Genomic DNA, 15,932 nt, shown 5'->3' on the forward strand with positions numbered 1-15,932 from the left:
GGGGTGGTGCGGCCTGATCGGCAGGACACCCCCCCCTAGGGGGTGGTGCCGCCGGTGCCTTCCTGTGCCGCTCGGCGGCGGGTCAGGATCAGGGCCGCGCCGCCGAGGGCGGCGAGGCTCGCCGCGGTGAGGGCGACGGGGAGGGTGCTGCCGCCGCCGGTGGCGGCGAGTCCGCCGGTGGGGCCCGTTCCGTCGGGGGTGCCGGGGCCGGTGCCGCCGGCGTCGCTTCCGGTGCCGCCGCCTCCGCCGCCGGTGGTGCTTCCCGTGGTGCCGTCCGGGGAAGTCGAGTCCGTCGGGGTCGGTTCGGGGGCCGGGGCGGTCGACGTCGGTGAGGCGTCGGTCCGGGTCGGGGCCGGGGCCGTCGGCTCCTGGGTCGGAGGCTCGGTTGTGGGCGTGGTCGCGGTGGGTGTCGGGCCGGTCGAGGTCGGGTCGGTCGGAGTCGGAGTCGGCGTCGGGGCCGTGGACGTCGGGCCGGTCGGCGTCGGGTCCGTCGGTCCTTGGGTCGGCGTCGGTTCCGTGGGCGTCGGGGTCTTCCGTACCGTCTGGGTCACCGCGCCGCCCGCCACCGTGTAGAGCGTGTGCTCCGCGGGGTCCAGGGCCAGGGCCGCCGGGCGTTCGCCCGTCGTGATCGTCTCCGTCACCGTGCCCGCCTTCGGGTCGACGACCGCCACGGAGGAGGCGCCGGTGCGGGCCGCGTACAGGGTCGTCGTCCCCGGGTCGTACGCGAGGGCCTTCGGGTTGCCGTCGACGGTGAGGGTGCCGGTGACCTCGAGTGCGGCCAGGTCGACGACCGAGACCGTTCCGGCGGCCAGGTTGGCCACGTATCCCGTGCGGCCGGCCGGGTCGACGGTGACGCCCATGCTGCCGAGGGCGGTGGTCCCGAGGCTGACGGTGCCGGTGAGGCGGCCGGTGGTGCCGTCGACGGCGTTGAGGATGTTCCGGTAGACGACGGAGCCGTTCTCGACGGCGCCGCCGACGTAGGTCGCGTATCCCGTGTGGCTCGTGGTGTCCACGGCGAGTCCGGCCGGGTGGAAGGGCAGGACGACGGGCGTGCCGACGACCGCGCCGTTCCCGGTGTCGTGGACGGTGACGGATCTGGCGGCCTGGTTGCCGACGTACAGCCGTCCCTGTCCCGGGTCGGCGGCGAGAAGGCTGACGCTGCCCTCGACGGGCAGCCGGTCGTCGGTGACGGTGCGGGTCGCGGTGTCGTAGACGGCGATACGGGTGGACAGGCCGAGGTAGAGGGTGCCGGCGGCGCCGAGGGCCATCACCGTGGCCGGGGCGGGGAGTTCGACCGGCTCTCCGACGGGGGCGCCGGTGGTCGTGTCGTAGACCGTCAGGCGGTGGGCCGTGCCGTCGCTGCTGCTGACGTACAGGCGGTCGGCGGCCGGGTCGACCTCGGCGTCAAGGGCTGCGCCCAGCGGGGTGAGGGTGCGGAGGTTCTCGTGGAGCGGGGCCGGGGCCGCTGCCGTGGTGGCGGCCGGCACGACCGCCGCCGTGCCCGCGAGGGCGAGCACGGCGGCGGTCGTCAGGAGGGCGGTCCTCACTGGAAGGTCACCGGCACGTACACGTCGTACTTCCGGTCGGAGCTGTCGAAGTGGTCGGCGCGGGTGACGATCGCGCAGGTCACACCCGACTGGCCGCAGGTGACCGTGTCGGAGATCTTCGCCTTGACGTGGATCTGGACGGAGAAGGAGCCGAGGCCGCCGGACTCCGTGAACGGGGAGGAGTTGGACGGGGACATCCAGTACCAGTCGCTGTTCACCCAGTGGGAGGCGCCGGTCGTGCCGGTCTCGTCCTGGCCGCCGAGGCAGGGGGTGGGCTTGCTGTTCCAGGTGCCGGGGTCGGTGGTGTTCACCCCCGTGGGTATCGCGCAGAGGCCCACGTAGACGCCCTGGTCGGGGTTGTATCCGGAGCCGGTCACGGTGACGTTGGCGCCGGCGGCGGAGGCGGTGTTCGGGGCGGTGAGGGAGAGGTTGTAGGTGCGGGTGCCCTCGGTGACGGTGCGGTTCGTGGTGGCGGCGGAGGCGGTGGAGGCGAGGCCGAGGGTGAGGGCGGCGGCGGAGGCGAGGGCGAGGGCGGAGCGGGTGACGGTGCGCATGGCGAAGCTGGCCTTCCGGGAGACGGGTACCGACAGATACCGACTACTTAGGTAAGGCAAACCTAAGTTGATCGATGAAGGGGCGTCAACCCGCGCCGCCGGGCCGGGGCTTGGGAGCGACGGCGCGGCGGCGGCGGGCAGGCGCCCGGGGGCTGCGGCAGACTGCGACCATGCGTACCGCTTACCGCGTGGAGACCGTACGGGCCGCCGAAGCCGCCCTCATGGCCCGACTCCCCGAAGACGCGCTCATGCAACGCGCCGCCGCCGGACTCGCCGCCGCCTGCTGCTCGCTCCTCGGGAAGGGGCGGGTGTACGGGGCGAGGGTCGTCCTCCTCGTCGGCAGCGGCGACAACGGCGGCGACGCCCTCTACGCCGGCGCCCGGCTCGCCCGGCGCGGCGCCGGAGTCACCGCCGTCCTCCTCGGCGACCGCGCGCACGAGGGCGGGCTCGCGGCGCTGCGGGCGGCGGGGGGCCGGGTCGTGGACAGCGCCCACGACGACCCCTTCGAACCGCTCGCCGCAGCCGATCTCGTCCTCGACGGCATCACCGGCATCGGCGGACGGGGCGGGCTCCGGCCCGACGCCGTGCCCGTCGCCCGCGCCGCGCGCGGCTCCGACGCCGTCGTCGTCGCCGTCGACCTGCCGAGCGGCGTCGACGCGGACACGGGGGAGGTGACGGGGGAGGCGCTGCGGGCGGACGTGACGGTGACCTTCGGGACGTACAAGCCGGGCCTGCTCGTCGACCCGGCGCGGTCCTACGCGGGCGCGCTGCGGCTCGTCGACATCGGGCTCGGCGGCGAACTGCCGGGCGTGGCCGACCTGGAGGCGCTCCAGCACCAGGACGTGGCGCGGCTGCTGCCCGTACCGGGCACCGAGAGCGACAAGTACCGGCGCGGGGTGCTCGGCGTCGTCGCCGGGTCCGCGCGCTATCCGGGGGCGGCGGTGCTCGCCGTCGAGGGGGCCCTGCGGGGCGGTGCGGGGGCGGTGCGGTACGTCGGGCCGGCGGCGGACGCGGTGATCGCGGCGCACCCGGAGACTTTGGTCCACCCGGGGCCGCCGGACCGCGCCGGGCGGGTGCAGGCATGGGTGGTCGGGCCGGGGCTCGGCGACGAGCCGGGCGTCGCGGAGGTCCTCGCCTCGGACGTGCCGGTGCTCGTGGACGCGGACGGGCTGCGGGGGATCGAACCTGCGCTCGTACGGGCCCGCAGCGCGCCGACCCTGCTCACCCCGCACGCGGGGGAGGCGGCGGCGCTGCTCGGCACGACCCGGGAGGAAGTGGAGGCGGGGCGGCTCGCGGCGGTACGGGAACTGGCGGCGCGGTTCGGAGCGACGGTGCTGCTCAAGGGGTCGACCACGCTGGTGTGCGGGGCGGGGGCGGCTGCCGGTGGCGCGGTGCGGGTGAACCCGACGGGGACGGGGTGGCTGGCGACGGCGGGAAGCGGGGACGTCCTGTCGGGCCTCGCGGGCTCGCTGCTCGCGGCGGGGCTGCGCCCGGTGGACGCGGCGTCGTGCGCGGCGTACCTGCACGGTCTTGCGGCGCGGCGGGCGTCGGGGGGCGGGCCGGTGACGGCCGGGGAGGTGGCGGGGGCGTTGGGGGGCGCGTGGCGGGATGTGACGGCGGGGCGGCTGTAGGGGGGCGTGGATACCCCCCCACCCCACCCCGGGGCTGCTGTAGCGGGGTGGATTCCCCCCACCTCGCCCCGGGACGGCTGCAGGGGGGTGGATTCCCCCACCGTGTGGATTCCCCCACCCCACCCCGGGCCGCGGGCTTCGGCCCCCGGTCGGCTGAACCCGCTGCGCCGGCCGCCTCTCCCGGCGCGCTCTGCCGGGCGCCCGGGGATTGGGTGGGTGGGTGATCAGATCGAGAAGTCGTGTCGTGTCGTTGTTCGTTCTTCTTGGGGTCCTGCTCGTGCCCTTGGCCGGAGGTGGGGCCGTTGCCGATGCTCCCGAGCCCGGGGACGGGCTCGTGCCCGGGGTGGTCGGGGGCGGGCAGGCCGAGTATCCGATGGATACGCCCGATCAGGTGCTGCCGCCCCTGCAGCCCGAGGGCGACGTGCCCGTGCCCGCGCCCGAGGAGGACGTGGACGAGCTGGTCGAGTACATGCCCCGGAGTGCCGTGGCGGCCTCCTGCACCGCCGCCACCGGTACCCATCAGCGGCGGGTCGAACGGCTGCTGAAGCTCACCGTCGACGGGAGACAGTCCGCCGCCGACTGCCGGGCCATCCGCGCCTTCCAGGTCAGAGAGAAGATCAAGCCCGCCAACGGCTACGCCGGCCCCGTCACCTGGGCCAGGGCCGAACTGCTCGCCGCCCGGAAGAACCTGGATCCCGGGCGGCGCTGCCCCGTGAAGAAGTACGCCGTCGCCTGTGTCGATCTCGACCGGCAGCTCATGTGGGTGCGGAAGGACAAGAAGGTGACCTTCCCCGTCGTCAACATGCGGAGCGGACGCAAGGGGTACGCCACCCGGACCGGATGGCACTCCGTCTACTGGCGCCACAAGGACCACTGGTCCACCATCTACAACACCCCCATGCCCTACTCCCAGTTCTTCAGCGGCGGTCAGGCCTTCCACGCCGTCTACGGGCAGCTCGCCACGCCCACCGGAAGCCGCGGCTGCGTCAATCTCAGCTACCGCCACGCCCAGAAACTCTGGGACGTGCTGCGCAAGGGTGACCGGGTCTACATCTGGGGAAAGCGGCCCGGGAGCTGACACCTGAGAGACTGGGCGCGATGACTGAGACACCGCCGCCCCGCAGAGCCCGCGCCGAGATCGACCTCGGTGCGCTGCGTGCGAACGTCCGCACGCTGCGCGCCCGCGTCGCCCCCCACGTCCGGATCATGGCCGTGGTCAAGGCCGACGCGTACGGACACGGCGCGGTGCGCTGTGCCCGCGCCGCCCTGGAGGCGGGCGCGGACTGGCTCGGCACGGCGACCCCGCACGAGGCGCTCGCGCTGCGCGCCGCCGGGATCACGGACGTGCCGGTCATGTGCTGGCTCTGGACCCCCGGCGACCCCTGGGACCAGGGCATCGAGGCCGGTCTCGACATGTCCGTGAGCGGGATGTGGGCCCTGGAGGAGGTCGTCGAGGCGGCCAGGAGGACCGGCGGCACCGCGCGCGTACAGCTCAAGGCCGACACCGGGCTCGGGCGCAACGGCTGTCAGCCCGCCGACTGGCCCGAGCTGGTCGGAGCGGCCCTGAAGGCCGAGGCCGACGGGCTCGTCAAGGTCACCGGGCTCTGGTCGCACCTCGCCTGCGCCGACGAGCCGCACCACCCCTCCATCGCCGTCCAGCTCGACGTCTTCCGCTCGATGCTCGACCACGCCGAGAAGGCCGGCGTCGAGCCCGAGGTCCGGCACATCGCCAACTCGCCGGCCACCCTCACCCTGCCCGAGGCCCACTTCGACCTGGTCCGTCCCGGTATCGCCATGTACGGCGTGTCGCCGAGCCCGGAGTTGGGCACCTCCGCCGAGCTGGGGCTGCGGCCGGTGATGTCGCTCAAGGCGAGCGTCGCCCTCGTCAAGCGGGTCCCGGCCGGCCACGGCGTCAGCTACGGCCACCACTACGTCACCGACGCCGAGACGACCCTCGGGCTCGTCCCGCTCGGCTACGCCGACGGCGTCCCGCGGCACGCCTCCGGCCGCGGCCCGGTCCTCGTCGACGGCACCGTCCGCACCGTCGCCGGACGCGTCGCCATGGACCAGTTCGTCGTCGACCTGGGCGGGGACGTCCCCGCGCCGGGCACCGAGGCCGTGCTGTTCGGACCCGGCGACCGGGGCGAACCGACCGCCGAGGACTGGGCGGTGGCCGCCGACACCATCGCGTACGAGATCGTCACCCGGATCGGCGCGCGCGTCCCGCGCGTGTACCTGGGCGAATAAAGGGGGGCCCATGGGCGAGTCCAGCAGCACCGGTACCTGGCGCCGCGCCGGATTCGCCGGCGCCGCGATAGGCGTCCTCGCGGCGGGAGCCGCGGCCGGGGTGGCCGTCGAGCGCCTCACCGTCGGCCGGTCCGTACGGCAGAAGGCGCGGCTCGCCCTCGACTCCACCGGCCCGTACGGCGGGCTGCGCGGGACCTCGGGCCGGGCCCTCGCCGACGACTCGACCGTCCTGTACTACGAGGTCGACGAGGTGGCGACGGACACCCCGCCCGCCCGTCGGCGGCGGCTCTTCGGGCGCAAGGAGCCCGCCCCCGTGACCGTCGTCTTCAGCCACGGCTACTGCCTCAACCAGGACTCCTGGCACTTCCAGCGGGCCGCGCTGCGCGGTCTCGTCCGTACCGTCCACTGGGACCAGCGCAGCCACGGCCGTTCGGGTCAGGGCGTCGCCCAGTCCGGCGCCGACGGCGTGCCCGTCACCATCGATCAGCTGGGCCGCGACCTCAAGGCCGTCCTCGACGTCGCCGCGCCCGAGGGCCCGCTCGTCCTCGTCGGGCACTCGATGGGCGGCATGACGATCATGGCGCTCGCGGACCGGTACCCGGAGTTCGTCCGCGACCGGGTCGTCGGCGTCGCCTTCGTCGGTACGTCCGCCGGGAGGCTCGGGGAGGTCTCGTACGGCCTTCCGATCGCCGGCGTCAACGCCGTCCGGCGGGTCCTGCCCGGTGTGCTGCGGGCGCTCGGCTCCCAGGCCGAGCTGGTCGAGCGGGGCCGGCGGGCGACCGCGGACCTGTTCGCCGGGCTCATCAAGAAGTACTCGTTCGCATCGAGGGACGTGGACCCCGCCGTCGCCCGCTTCGCCGAGCGGATGATCGAGTCCACCCCCATCGACGTCGTCGCCGCCTTCTACCCGGCCTTCGCCGAGCACGACAAGGCCGCCGCGCTGCCCGTCCTCCGCGACCTCCCGGTGCTCGCGCTCGCCGGGGACCACGATCTGGTCACCCCCAGCTCCCACACCGAGGCCATCGCCGATCTCCTCCCGGACGCGGAACTCGTCATCGTGCCGGACGGTGGCCATCTGGTGATGCTGGAGCACCCGGAGGCGGTCACCGACCGGCTCGCCGACCTGCTCGTCCGGGTGGGAGCCGTCCCGGAGACGACGGCGGAGACCGTCACGGTGAGGCCGGAGACCGGCAACGGTTAAGTTGGCGGGTATGGAAGCAGCGCACCCGCCCGTCTCCGGCGCCACTCTCTCCGTCGACTCCCCCCAGCAGATGCAGGAGCTCGGCCGCCGCCTCGCGAAGATCCTCCGCCCCGGCGACCTCGTCATGCTCACCGGTGAACTCGGCGCCGGGAAGACCACCCTCACGCGGGGCCTCGGCGAGGGCCTCGGCGTGCGCGGCGCGGTCACCTCCCCGACCTTCGTCATCGCCCGTGTCCACCCGTCCCTGGTCGGCGGCCCCGCGCTGGTGCACGTGGACGCGTACCGCCTCGGCGGCGGTCTCGACGAGATGGAGGACCTGGACCTCGACGTCTCGCTGCCCGATTCGGTCGTGGTCGTCGAATGGGGTGACGGGAAGGTCGAGGAGCTGACGGACGACCGGCTGCACCTGCTGATCCACCGGGTGACCGGCGACACCGACGACGACCGGCGCACGGTCGTGCTGCGCGGGATCGGCACGCGCTGGGCCGACGAGGACCTGGGCGTGCTCTGACCGGCCGTACGGGCAGCCCCACGGTCGTACGTAGTTTCCGACAACGTGTCGGGAAGGTGTTGCGTCGTTCCTACGTGCCGTGGTGACATGGATGCACAAGCTGGTTAGGTGAACCTAACCTACGGGAGGCATGCATGGCGACGCCGAAGCGCGCGGAACCCGTCCGGGACCACGTCTCGATGAGTGAGCTGCTGACATCCTGCGCGGCCGCCCGCGCCGTGTCGACCCCGCCGGGCGGGCGCCCCGACCGGGCGGACGAGGAGTGCGGGGCGAGGGCCGGGCAGGTCGAGCGGATCGTGCGGGTCGTGCGCGGCAGAGCGGCGTAGCCCGGGGGCGGGGCCGGAGCGGCCCGCCCTATGCGACGACGACGACCTTCGCGCCGATCACCGCGAACGTCCACAGCGCGTCCCCGTCGGCCCGCTTCATGCGGATGCCGCCGGTCTTCTTCGTCGGGTCCGGGCTCGGCGTCGAGCCGTCCACCGCCGCGCTGAAGCCGATCGCCACGTCCTGGGCCGTCGCGAACCGCACCACGTGCTCGATCTGCACGCCGTCCGAGCCGCGGACCGAGCCCGAGCGGGAGGTCACGCTGTACGCGCCCGGCGCCGGGTGCACCGTGCTCGGCATCACCGTGAACGTCCGGGTCGCCTTGCTCTTCGCGTCGACCAGCCACACCCGGCGGTCGGCGAGGGAGTACACGACGCGCTCGCCGCTGCCGGAGGCCGCCGGCACGGCGAGGGGGTCCTTCGCCGGCTGCTTCGGCCCGCCGCTCGGCGAGATCGACGGGACGGAGGTGCCGGGGGTCCGGGGCTTGACCGCGAGATCGGCGGGAGCGTTCGCCGAGGCCTGGTACGCCAGGAAGCAGACCGCGGCGACGGCAGCCGCCGTGAGCCCGGCCACGAATCCCGAGCTGCTCCGTGCCACCGTGCCCACCTCTCGTACGAACGTATCGAAGGGTGACGGTAGCAGCCGGGGGAGCGAGGGGCGGGGCACCGTGCCCGGGAGCCGTAGGCTGTTCGCGTGCTGTTGCTCGCCATGGATACCGCCACCCCCGCCGTCACCGTCGCCCTCCACGACGGCGAGGCCGTCGTCGCCTCGTCGAGTCAGGTCGACGCCCGCCGTCACGGGGAGCTGCTGCTGCCCGCCGTCGACCGGGTCCTCAAGGAGGCCGGGCTGAAGCTCGACGCGGTCACCGGGATCGTCGTCGGCGTCGGCCCCGGTCCGTACACCGGCCTCCGGGTCGGTCTCGTCACGGCCGCGGCCTTCTCCTCCGCGCTCGGTGTGCCGGTGCACGGCCTGTGCACCCTCGACGGCCTCGCGTACGCCTCCGGGATCGACGAGCCGTTCGCCGTCGCCACGGACGCGCGCCGCAAGGAGGTCTACTGGGCGCGGTACGAGGACTCCCGTACGCGGGTGACCGACGCGGCCGTCGACCGGCCCGCCGAGATCGCCGAGCGGCTCGCAGGACTCCCCGTCGTCGGCGCGGGCTCCCGCCTCTACCCCGAGGCCTTCCCCGACGCCCGTGACCCCGAGCACCAGTCGGCGGCCGCGCTCGCGGCGCTCGCGGCGGAGCGGCTCGCGGCCGGCGAGGGCGGCTTCCTCGACCCGCTGCCGATGTATCTGCGCCGGCCCGACGCGCAGGTGCCGAAGAACTACAAGGTGGTCACCCCCAAGTGACCGGCGCCGTGGAACTGCGCGAGATGCGCTGGTGGGACATCGCACCGGTGCTGGCCCTCGAGGACGAGCTGTTCCCCGAGGACGCCTGGTCGGCGGGGATGTTCTGGTCGGAGCTCGCGCACGCGCGCGGGCCGCGGGCCACCCGCCGCTACGTCGTGGCGGAGACCGCCGAGGGCAGGCTCGTCGGGTACGCCGGCCTCGCCGCGGCCGGCGGACTCGGCGACGTGCAGACGATCGCCGCCGCCCGCGACCAGTGGGGTACGGGGCTCGGCGCCCGGCTCCTCACCGACCTGCTCCACCACGCCACCGCCTTCGAGTGCGAAGAGGTGCTCCTCGAAGTGCGCGTGGACAACACCCGGGCCCAGAAGCTCTACGAGCGCTTCGGCTTCGAGCCCATCGGTTTCCGGCGCGGCTACTACCAGCCCGGAAACGTGGACGCGCTCGTGATGCGACTGACCGTTCAAGGAACTGAGACTGATTCTGATGGCTGCTGACGAACCGCTCGTACTCGGCATCGAGACCTCCTGCGACGAGACCGGCGTCGGCATCGTCCACGGGACCACGCTCCTCGCGGACGCCGTCGCGTCCAGCGTCGACACCCACGCCCGCTTCGGCGGCGTCGTGCCCGAGATCGCCTCCCGCGCCCACCTGGAGGCGATGGTCCCGACGATCGAGCGCGCCCTCAAGACGGCCGGGATCTCAGCGAAGGACCTCGACGGCATCGCCGTCACGGCCGGCCCCGGCCTCGCGGGCGCGCTGCTCGTCGGCGTCTCGGCGGCCAAGGCCTACGCGTACGCCCTCGGCAAGCCGCTCTACGGCGTCAACCACCTCGCCTCGCACATCTGCGTCGACCAGCTGGAGCACGGCAAACTGCCCGAGCCGACGATGGCGCTGCTCGTCTCCGGCGGCCACTCCTCGCTGCTGCTCTCCTCCGACATCACCTCCGACGTGCGGCCGATGGGCGCCACCATCGACGACGCGGCGGGCGAGGCCTTCGACAAGATCGCCCGGGTCCTCGACCTCGGCTTCCCCGGCGGACCGGTCATCGACCGGCTCGCCAAGGAGGGCGACCCGGCCGCCATCGCGTTCCCGCGCGGTCTGAGCGGCTCCCGCGACCCCGCGTACGACTTCTCCTTCTCCGGCCTCAAGACCGCCGTGGCCCGCTGGATCGAGGCCAAGAGGGCGGCCGGCGAGGACGTGCCGGTCCGGGACGTCGCCGCGTCCTTCCAGGAGGCGGTCGTGGACGTCCTCACCCGCAAGGCGGTCCGGGCCTGCAAGGACGAGGGCGTCGACCACCTGATGATCGGCGGTGGCGTCGCCGCCAACTCGCGGCTCCGGGCCCTCGCCCAGGAGCGCTGCGAGCGGGCCGGGATCCGGCTGCGGGTGCCCCGGCCCGGACTGTGCACCGACAACGGTGCGATGGTCGCGGCCCTCGGCTCCGAGATGGTGGCACGCAACCGGCCCGCCTCCGACCTGGAGCTGTCGGCGGACTCGTCGCTGCCGGTGACGGACCCGCACGTGCCGGGCGCGCACGCGCACGGCCACTCCCACGACCACGATCATGTGCACGAGGTCAGCAAGGAGAACCTGTACTCATGAGGCTCACCCTCATGTGGGAGGCGCGGGCCGCGCAGGGCCGGGGCGCCGAGCTCCTGGAATGGGCCCGGGCGCGGGTCCTCGCCCGGGAGCCGGTCCGCCGGGAGGTCTTCCGGGCCCCGCAGGACCGGGTCCTCGTCCTCACCTGGTGGGAGGCGGAGACCTTCGACGCCGAGCTGCCCGAGCTGCCGGAGCCGGACGCGGAACTGATCGCCCGTCCGGTCCACCGCTGGCGCTTCGAAGCGGTCGAATAGCCGAAGAGGCGACACGCGATCGAAAGTAGAGCAACCTTTCGATCGAATCCGGCATCCCACAGCGCGTGAAGAAGACGATCGCGCTGTGGGCGGCGCTGACCGCCGCCGCTCTCCTGGTGACCGGCTGCGGGGCGGAGCAGCCCGGTCCCGCCGCCGCCCCGGCGAAGACGAACGCACCCGCGGCCGACCCGTCCGCCGGGCACAGGGCGCCCGAGGCGCCCGGGGTCGCGGCCGCCGCCGCGTACCGCCGCTGGGGCCTCAAGCCCTTCCCGGCCCCGCCCGCCCCACCGGCGGTCAAGCCGGTGACGCGCAAGCCGGGCGGCCCGGTCCCCGTCATCAGCGACATACCCACCACCGAGAAGATCGTCTTCATCACGATCGACGACGGCGCGGAGAAGGACCCCGCGTTCGTGCGGATGATGAAGGACCTCGGGATCCCGGTCACGATGTTCCTCACGGACTCGGTCGTCCGCGCCGACTACGGGTACTTCACCCCGCTCGTCGCCCAGGGCCACGGGCTCGCCAACCACACCCTCACCCACCCCGACCTGCACACCCTCTCCCAGGACGCCCAGCGCCGGGAGATATGCGGCCAGCAGACGAAGCTCGCGAAGCGGTACGGCACGACCCCGCGCCTCTTCCGCCCGCCCTACGGCAACTGGAACGAGGCGACGCGCGCGGCGGCGGGCACGTGCGGCGTCGACGCGATCGTGCTGTGGCGCGAGTCCATGCAGATCAAGAACATGCAGTACCAGCGCGCCGACAAGAAGCTGCACCCCGGCGACATCATCCTGGCCCACTTCCGCGGCCCGTCCGAGCTCAAGGGCCGGACGATGACCGAGATGACGGCGACGATGCTCCGACGCATCCAGGAGCAGGGCTTCACGGTGGCGCGCCTGGAGGACTACGTCTGAGCCGACCACGTCGGGAAGAGATTTTCTCGCGAGTCGGTCGATGCGGGCTTCTCCCGTTCGACGTATGTGTGGAAGGCGGGGAACGGCCCCGCCACCGCATCATCGAGGAGTCGTCATGCCCCGCTTCCTGTCCCTCGTTCGCATCGAGGAGAACACCATCGACATGGAGAGCGCCGACCCCGGCTTCGAGGAGCGGATGGGCGCGCTGTTCGAGGAGATCACCAAGGCCGGGGCCATGGTGGACACCGCCGGGCTCAGGCCGACCTCCGAGTCCACCCGGATCACCTGGTCGGACGGGAAGCTGTCGTTCACCGACGGACCGTTCACCGAGACCAAGGAGGTCGTCGGCGGCTACGCGATGCTCCAGTGCAAGGACATGGCCGAGGCCGTCGAGTGGGGGAAGCGGTTCCTCGCCGTGCACCCGCCGCAGTGGAAGGTCGGGCTCGAGGTCCGCGAGGTCGAGGAGATGCCGGAGGGCTGACCGCTTCCGGAGCCGTACCTGTGCTGTCATGTGAGACGTGACGGCACAGACGGTCGAGGAGACGCTGGAGACGGTCTTCCGGATGGAGTCGGCGCGGATCATCGCCACGGTGGCGCGGATCGTCCGCGACGTCGGCATCGCCGAGGAGATCGCCCAGGACGCGCTCGTCGCCGCGCTCGAGCAGTGGCCGCGGACAGGCGTCCCGGAGCGGCCGGGAGCCTGGCTGACGGCCGCCGCCAAGCACCGGGCCGTCGACCTGGTGCGGCGACGCGAGACGTACGCGCGGAAGCTCGCGGAGGTCGGCCGCACGCTCACGGAGGAGTCGTACGATCCCGAGCCCTCGGGCCCCGGGGACATCGACGACGACGTGCTGCGGCTGATCTTCACCGCCTGCCACCCGGTGCTCTCCGCGGAGGCCCGCGCCGCCCTCACCCTGCGGCTCGTCGGCGGGCTCCGGACGGACGAGATCGCCCGCGCCTTCCTCGTGCCGGAGGCGACCGTCGCGGCCCGGATCACCCGCGCCAAGCGGGCGCTCGCGAAGGCGGGCGTGGAGTTCGAGGTGCCGTACGGAGAGGACCGGGCGGCCCGGCTCGGCTCCGTCCTGGAGGTCGTCTACCTGATCTTCAACGAGGGGTACGCGGCGACCGCCGGCGACGACCTGCTGCGGCCGGGCCTCTGCGAGGACGCGCTGCGGCTCGCCCGCGTCCTCGCCGCGCTCGTCCCGCAGGAGGGCGAAGCGCAGGGGCTCGTCGCCCTGTTGGAGCTCCAGGCCTCCCGGACGGCGGCCAGGACCGGGCCCGACGGGCGGCCGGTGCTGCTCGCCGCGCAGGACCGGCGGCGCTGGAACCGGCTCCTCATCCGGCGCGGATACGCCGCGCTCGAACGCGCCGGGGACGGGCGCTCGTACGGGCCGTACGCCCTCCAGGCCGCGATCGCCGCCCTCCACGCGCGGGCCGCCTCGTACGAGGAGACGGACTGGGCGACGATCGCCGCGCTGTACGGGAAGCTGGGCGCCCTGGCCCCCTCGCCGGTCGTCGAGCTGAACCGCGCGGTCGCCGTGTCGATGGCCGAGGGCCCCGCGGCGGCCCTGCCGATCGTCGACGCCCTCGCCGCCGAACCGGACCTGGCCCGCTACCACTTGCTGCCGAGCGTCCGCGGCGACCTGCTGGCCCGCCTCGGACGGGCGGAGGAGGCGCGGGCGGAGTTCGAGCGGGCGGCGGACCTCACCCGCAACGAGAGCGAACGGGCGCTGCTGCGGGGGAAGGCGCGGGAGTTGGACGTGACGTGACGCGCCCTTAGGGTGCTTGGCATGTCCCCGCGTAACCCGTTGCCCCCGCCGCCCCCGCCCGCCGAGATCCGGAGCTGGCCCGACCGGGACGCGCGGCTCGCCGACCGGGCGCGGGCCCTGGACGAGCTCGGCAGGCGGCTGCTCGGGGGCGCGCGGCTCGCGATGTTCCTGCTCTGGTTCTTCCTGCTCCAGCTGGGCTGGGGGCTGGTCGGCGTCCTGCTCACCTCGATGGGACAGCCCGTCCCCGACCTGCTGATGCTGATGACCGGGCTCGTCACGGCGGTCCTCGGCATCGGGGTCCTCGTCCCGGTCGTGTGGCTGACGATCCGCAGCCTGCGGCTCGACCGGACGGTCCGCGAGCGTCTCGTGCAGTGGGCGGAGCTGGACCGGCACGGCCCGACGGACGCCCGGCTGCGCGCCCCCGTCCTGAGCGCCTGCTGGCTGCTGCTGTCCTTCGCGATGAGCGGCTTCGGCCTCTGGATGGGCTTCGCGGTCCCGGCGGGCGTCAGCCGCAACGACGGCTACGGCCTGGTCGCCTACGGCATGGGCGTCGCCCTGATCCTCTGGGTCACCGGCCTGACGGGTCTGGTGAAGGCCATAGGGCACTACCGCTTCGCGGTGCGGCTGACGGGCCGCGGGCCGTCAGCCGCTTCCTGAGCAGGTCGTCCCGGACGCCCCGGCCGCCGCGCGGCGCGTCCTGAGCGGGGCCGCGGGCGGCCTGCCGGCCTCGTCCCGGGCGGGGGTGAGCGGTGGGGTCAGCGCCCGCCGCCCGCCGGGCGGCCGATCAGCATCGTCGGGGCTCCCGCGACCCGGGTGAGCAGGACCGTCGCCGCGTTCGGGCCCTTCGGCTTCACCTTGCGGCGGATCTCCTCGGGTTCGACCGCCGAGCCGCGCTTCTTCACCGTCAGGGTGCCGACCTCGCGCTCCCTCAGCAGGGCCTTCAACTTCTTGAGGTTGAAGGGGAGTTCGTCGGTGATCTCGTACGCGGCGGCGTACGGCGTCGGGACCAGCCCGTCCGCCGTGATGTACGCGATCGTCTCGTCGATCAGGCCACCGGCCAGCTCCTCCGCCACCTCGGCGACGAGGTGCGCGCGGATGACCGCGCCGTCCGGCTCGTAGAGGTAGCGGCCGACCGGGCGGACCGCCGGGTCGGGGAGGCCGCGGCCGACGAGGCCGGCGCCGGAGGGGAGCAGGGTGGCACGGCGGGCGCCCGGTTCCGTGCCGAACCAGAGGACGGCCTCCTTGACGTCCCCGCCGTCCGAGATCCACTCGGCCTCGGCCTCCGTCGGGACCGCCTCGTGCGGGATGCCCGGGGCCACCTTGAGCGCCGCGTGCGGGGCCTTGCGGGCCGCCTCGACCGCCCAGGAGAGCGGCGGGGAGTACGCCTCGGGGTCGAAGATCCTGCCCCGGCCGCCGCGCCGCGCCGGGTCGACGAAGACCGCGTCGTACGGAGCGGTGTCGATCTCGGTGACGTCCGCGCACCGCACCTCGATGAGCTCCGTGAGGCCGAGCGCCTCGGCGTTGGCGCGGGCGACCTCGGCCGTCAGCGGGTCGCGGTCCACGGCGAGGACCGAGATCCCGGCGCGGGCGAGCGCGATCGCGTCGCCGCCGATCCCGGAGCAGAGGTCCGCGACGCTCCGGACCCCGAGCGCCTTCATCCGGCCGGCCCGGTAGGTGCCGACCGAGGCGCGCGTCGACTGCTCGACGCCGTTCGGCGTGAAGTACATCCGGTACGCGTCCTCCGCGCCGAACTTCGCCACCGCCCGCTGCCGCAGCCGAGCCTGCCCGATGGCCGCCGTGACCAGCTCGGCGGGGTGGTCGCGGCGCAGCCGGGAGGCGACCGCCAGCTCCTGGGCGGGGTCGTAGTCGCGGAGGGCCGTGAGGAGCGTCTGCCCCTCGGGGGCGAGCAGCGGGGCGAAGGAGGCGAGGTCGGTCACCCGTCCCATTGTGGGCCCTGTGATGCTGTGGGCCGGCCGGGGGACCGAGGGCACGTACGGCGGTGTCGTACCCCGGAAGGGGCTTCCGCGCTGACAG

18 protein-coding genes are annotated in these 15,932 nt (G+C 74.0%); 14 read left to right on the forward strand and 4 right to left on the reverse strand.

Annotation, left to right across the window (positions count from 1 at the left end; genetic code table 11):
• Positions 1–35 precede the first annotated feature (35 nt).
• Positions 36–1,547: a YncE family protein gene (locus tag E0F75_RS17110; protein ID WP_187623371.1), complete on the reverse strand. Its 1,512-nt coding sequence runs from the start codon at positions 1,545–1,547 to the stop codon at positions 36–38.
• Positions 1,544–2,101 (reverse strand): hypothetical protein, encoded by a 558-nt coding sequence (locus E0F75_RS17115; protein WP_187623372.1) that lies wholly within the window; start codon positions 2,099–2,101, stop codon positions 1,544–1,546. The genes E0F75_RS17110 and E0F75_RS17115 overlap by 4 nt, the downstream gene beginning before the upstream one ends.
• A gap of 170 nt (positions 2,102–2,271) precedes the next feature.
• On the opposite strand from E0F75_RS17115, the gene E0F75_RS17120 reads away from it, so the two are divergent.
• The 6 genes from E0F75_RS17120 (at position 2,272) to E0F75_RS17145 (ending at position 8,017) form a co-directional block, all read left to right on the forward strand.
• Entirely contained in the window at positions 2,272–3,732 is a 1,461-nt protein-coding gene (locus E0F75_RS17120) for an NAD(P)H-hydrate dehydratase (protein ID WP_187623373.1), read from the forward strand.
• A 373-nt stretch (positions 3,733–4,105) separates the two neighbouring features.
• Entirely contained in the window at positions 4,106–4,810 is a 705-nt protein-coding gene (locus E0F75_RS17125) for a L,D-transpeptidase family protein (RefSeq protein ID WP_374115406.1), read from the forward strand.
• A gap of 20 nt (positions 4,811–4,830) precedes the next feature.
• On the forward strand, positions 4,831–5,979 hold the full coding sequence (gene alr, locus E0F75_RS17130; protein WP_187623375.1) for an alanine racemase: 1,149 nt from the start codon (positions 4,831–4,833) through the stop codon (positions 5,977–5,979).
• Positions 5,980–5,989: 10 nt separating this feature from the next.
• Positions 5,990–7,180, forward strand: a complete 1,191-nt coding sequence (locus E0F75_RS17135) for an alpha/beta fold hydrolase (RefSeq protein ID WP_187623376.1) — start codon at positions 5,990–5,992, stop codon at positions 7,178–7,180.
• Between the two features lie 10 nt (positions 7,181–7,190).
• The gene (tsaE, locus tag E0F75_RS17140) at positions 7,191–7,691 is read left to right on the forward strand and encodes a tRNA (adenosine(37)-N6)-threonylcarbamoyltransferase complex ATPase subunit type 1 TsaE (RefSeq protein ID WP_187623377.1); all 501 of its coding nucleotides are present in this window, start codon (positions 7,191–7,193) and stop codon (positions 7,689–7,691) included.
• A 134-nt stretch (positions 7,692–7,825) separates the two neighbouring features.
• Positions 7,826–8,017, forward strand: a complete 192-nt coding sequence (locus E0F75_RS17145; protein WP_187623378.1) for a hypothetical protein — start codon at positions 7,826–7,828, stop codon at positions 8,015–8,017.
• A gap of 28 nt (positions 8,018–8,045) precedes the next feature.
• On the opposite strand, the gene E0F75_RS17150 is transcribed toward E0F75_RS17145, so the two are convergent.
• Positions 8,046–8,588 carry a hypothetical protein gene (locus E0F75_RS17150; protein WP_187623538.1) on the reverse strand — a complete coding sequence of 181 codons (543 nt, stop codon included), beginning with the start codon at positions 8,586–8,588 and terminating at the stop codon, positions 8,046–8,048.
• Positions 8,589–8,708: 120 nt separating this feature from the next.
• On the opposite strand from E0F75_RS17150, the gene tsaB reads away from it, so the two are divergent.
• The 8 genes from tsaB (at position 8,709) to E0F75_RS17190 (ending at position 14,555) form a co-directional block, all read left to right on the forward strand.
• The gene (tsaB, locus tag E0F75_RS17155; RefSeq protein ID WP_187623379.1) at positions 8,709–9,365 is read left to right on the forward strand and encodes a tRNA (adenosine(37)-N6)-threonylcarbamoyltransferase complex dimerization subunit type 1 TsaB; all 657 of its coding nucleotides are present in this window, start codon (positions 8,709–8,711) and stop codon (positions 9,363–9,365) included.
• Positions 9,366–9,388: 23 nt separating this feature from the next.
• A complete protein-coding gene (rimI, locus tag E0F75_RS17160) occupies positions 9,389–9,859 on the forward strand; it encodes a ribosomal protein S18-alanine N-acetyltransferase (RefSeq protein ID WP_187623539.1) in 471 nt (156 codons plus the stop codon).
• Positions 9,849–10,964 (forward strand): tRNA (adenosine(37)-N6)-threonylcarbamoyltransferase complex transferase subunit TsaD, encoded by a 1,116-nt coding sequence (gene tsaD / locus E0F75_RS17165; RefSeq protein WP_030318603.1) that lies wholly within the window; start codon positions 9,849–9,851, stop codon positions 10,962–10,964. Before rimI ends, tsaD begins: the two co-directional genes overlap by 11 nt.
• Entirely contained in the window at positions 10,961–11,215 is a 255-nt protein-coding gene (locus E0F75_RS17170; protein ID WP_187623380.1) for a hypothetical protein, read from the forward strand. Before tsaD ends, E0F75_RS17170 begins: the two co-directional genes overlap by 4 nt.
• A gap of 65 nt (positions 11,216–11,280) precedes the next feature.
• Entirely contained in the window at positions 11,281–12,129 is an 849-nt protein-coding gene (locus E0F75_RS17175; protein WP_187623381.1) for a polysaccharide deacetylase family protein, read from the forward strand.
• A 115-nt stretch (positions 12,130–12,244) separates the two neighbouring features.
• Positions 12,245–12,610 (forward strand): YciI family protein, encoded by a 366-nt coding sequence (locus E0F75_RS17180; protein ID WP_187623382.1) that lies wholly within the window; start codon positions 12,245–12,247, stop codon positions 12,608–12,610.
• A gap of 82 nt (positions 12,611–12,692) precedes the next feature.
• Positions 12,693–13,898: an RNA polymerase sigma factor gene (locus E0F75_RS17185; protein ID WP_187623540.1), complete on the forward strand. Its 1,206-nt coding sequence runs from the start codon at positions 12,693–12,695 to the stop codon at positions 13,896–13,898.
• A gap of 21 nt (positions 13,899–13,919) precedes the next feature.
• Positions 13,920–14,555, forward strand: coding sequence for a hypothetical protein (locus tag E0F75_RS17190; protein ID WP_187623383.1), 636 nt, complete (start codon positions 13,920–13,922; stop codon positions 14,553–14,555).
• 98 nt (positions 14,556–14,653) lie between these two features.
• Here E0F75_RS17190 and E0F75_RS17195 read toward each other — a convergent pair whose 3' ends face one another.
• On the reverse strand, positions 14,654–15,844 hold the full coding sequence (locus tag E0F75_RS17195; protein WP_194481055.1) for a methyltransferase domain-containing protein: 1,191 nt from the start codon (positions 15,842–15,844) through the stop codon (positions 14,654–14,656).
• Between the last annotated feature and the right edge of the window lie 88 nt (positions 15,845–15,932).

The organism is Streptomyces sp. CB02980 (genome assembly GCF_014451325.2).
Classification (GTDB): Bacteria; Actinomycetota; Actinomycetes; order Streptomycetales; family Streptomycetaceae; genus Streptomyces.

Coding starts and splice junctions, on each gene's coding strand:
- E0F75_RS17145 (WP_187623378.1), top strand. CDS start 7,826: ATGGCGACGCCGAAGCGCGCGGAACCCGTCCGGGACCACGTCTCGATG.
- E0F75_RS17190 (WP_187623383.1), top strand. CDS start 13,920: ATGTCCCCGCGTAACCCGTTGCCCCCGCCGCCCCCGCCCGCCGAGATC.
- E0F75_RS17115 (WP_187623372.1), bottom strand. CDS start 2,101: ATGCGCACCGTCACCCGCTCCGCCCTCGCCCTCGCCTCCGCCGCCGCC.
- tsaD (WP_030318603.1), top strand. CDS start 9,849: ATGGCTGCTGACGAACCGCTCGTACTCGGCATCGAGACCTCCTGCGAC.
- E0F75_RS17125 (WP_374115406.1), top strand. CDS start 4,106: ATGGATACGCCCGATCAGGTGCTGCCGCCCCTGCAGCCCGAGGGCGAC.
- rimI (WP_187623539.1), top strand. CDS start 9,389: ATGCGCTGGTGGGACATCGCACCGGTGCTGGCCCTCGAGGACGAGCTG.
- E0F75_RS17185 (WP_187623540.1), top strand. CDS start 12,693: ATGGAGTCGGCGCGGATCATCGCCACGGTGGCGCGGATCGTCCGCGAC.
- E0F75_RS17120 (WP_187623373.1), top strand. CDS start 2,272: ATGCGTACCGCTTACCGCGTGGAGACCGTACGGGCCGCCGAAGCCGCC.
- E0F75_RS17195 (WP_194481055.1), bottom strand. CDS start 15,844: ATGGGACGGGTGACCGACCTCGCCTCCTTCGCCCCGCTGCTCGCCCCC.
- E0F75_RS17170 (WP_187623380.1), top strand. CDS start 10,961: ATGAGGCTCACCCTCATGTGGGAGGCGCGGGCCGCGCAGGGCCGGGGC.
- E0F75_RS17135 (WP_187623376.1), top strand. CDS start 5,990: ATGGGCGAGTCCAGCAGCACCGGTACCTGGCGCCGCGCCGGATTCGCC.
- alr (WP_187623375.1), top strand. CDS start 4,831: ATGACTGAGACACCGCCGCCCCGCAGAGCCCGCGCCGAGATCGACCTC.
- tsaE (WP_187623377.1), top strand. CDS start 7,191: ATGGAAGCAGCGCACCCGCCCGTCTCCGGCGCCACTCTCTCCGTCGAC.
- E0F75_RS17180 (WP_187623382.1), top strand. CDS start 12,245: ATGCCCCGCTTCCTGTCCCTCGTTCGCATCGAGGAGAACACCATCGAC.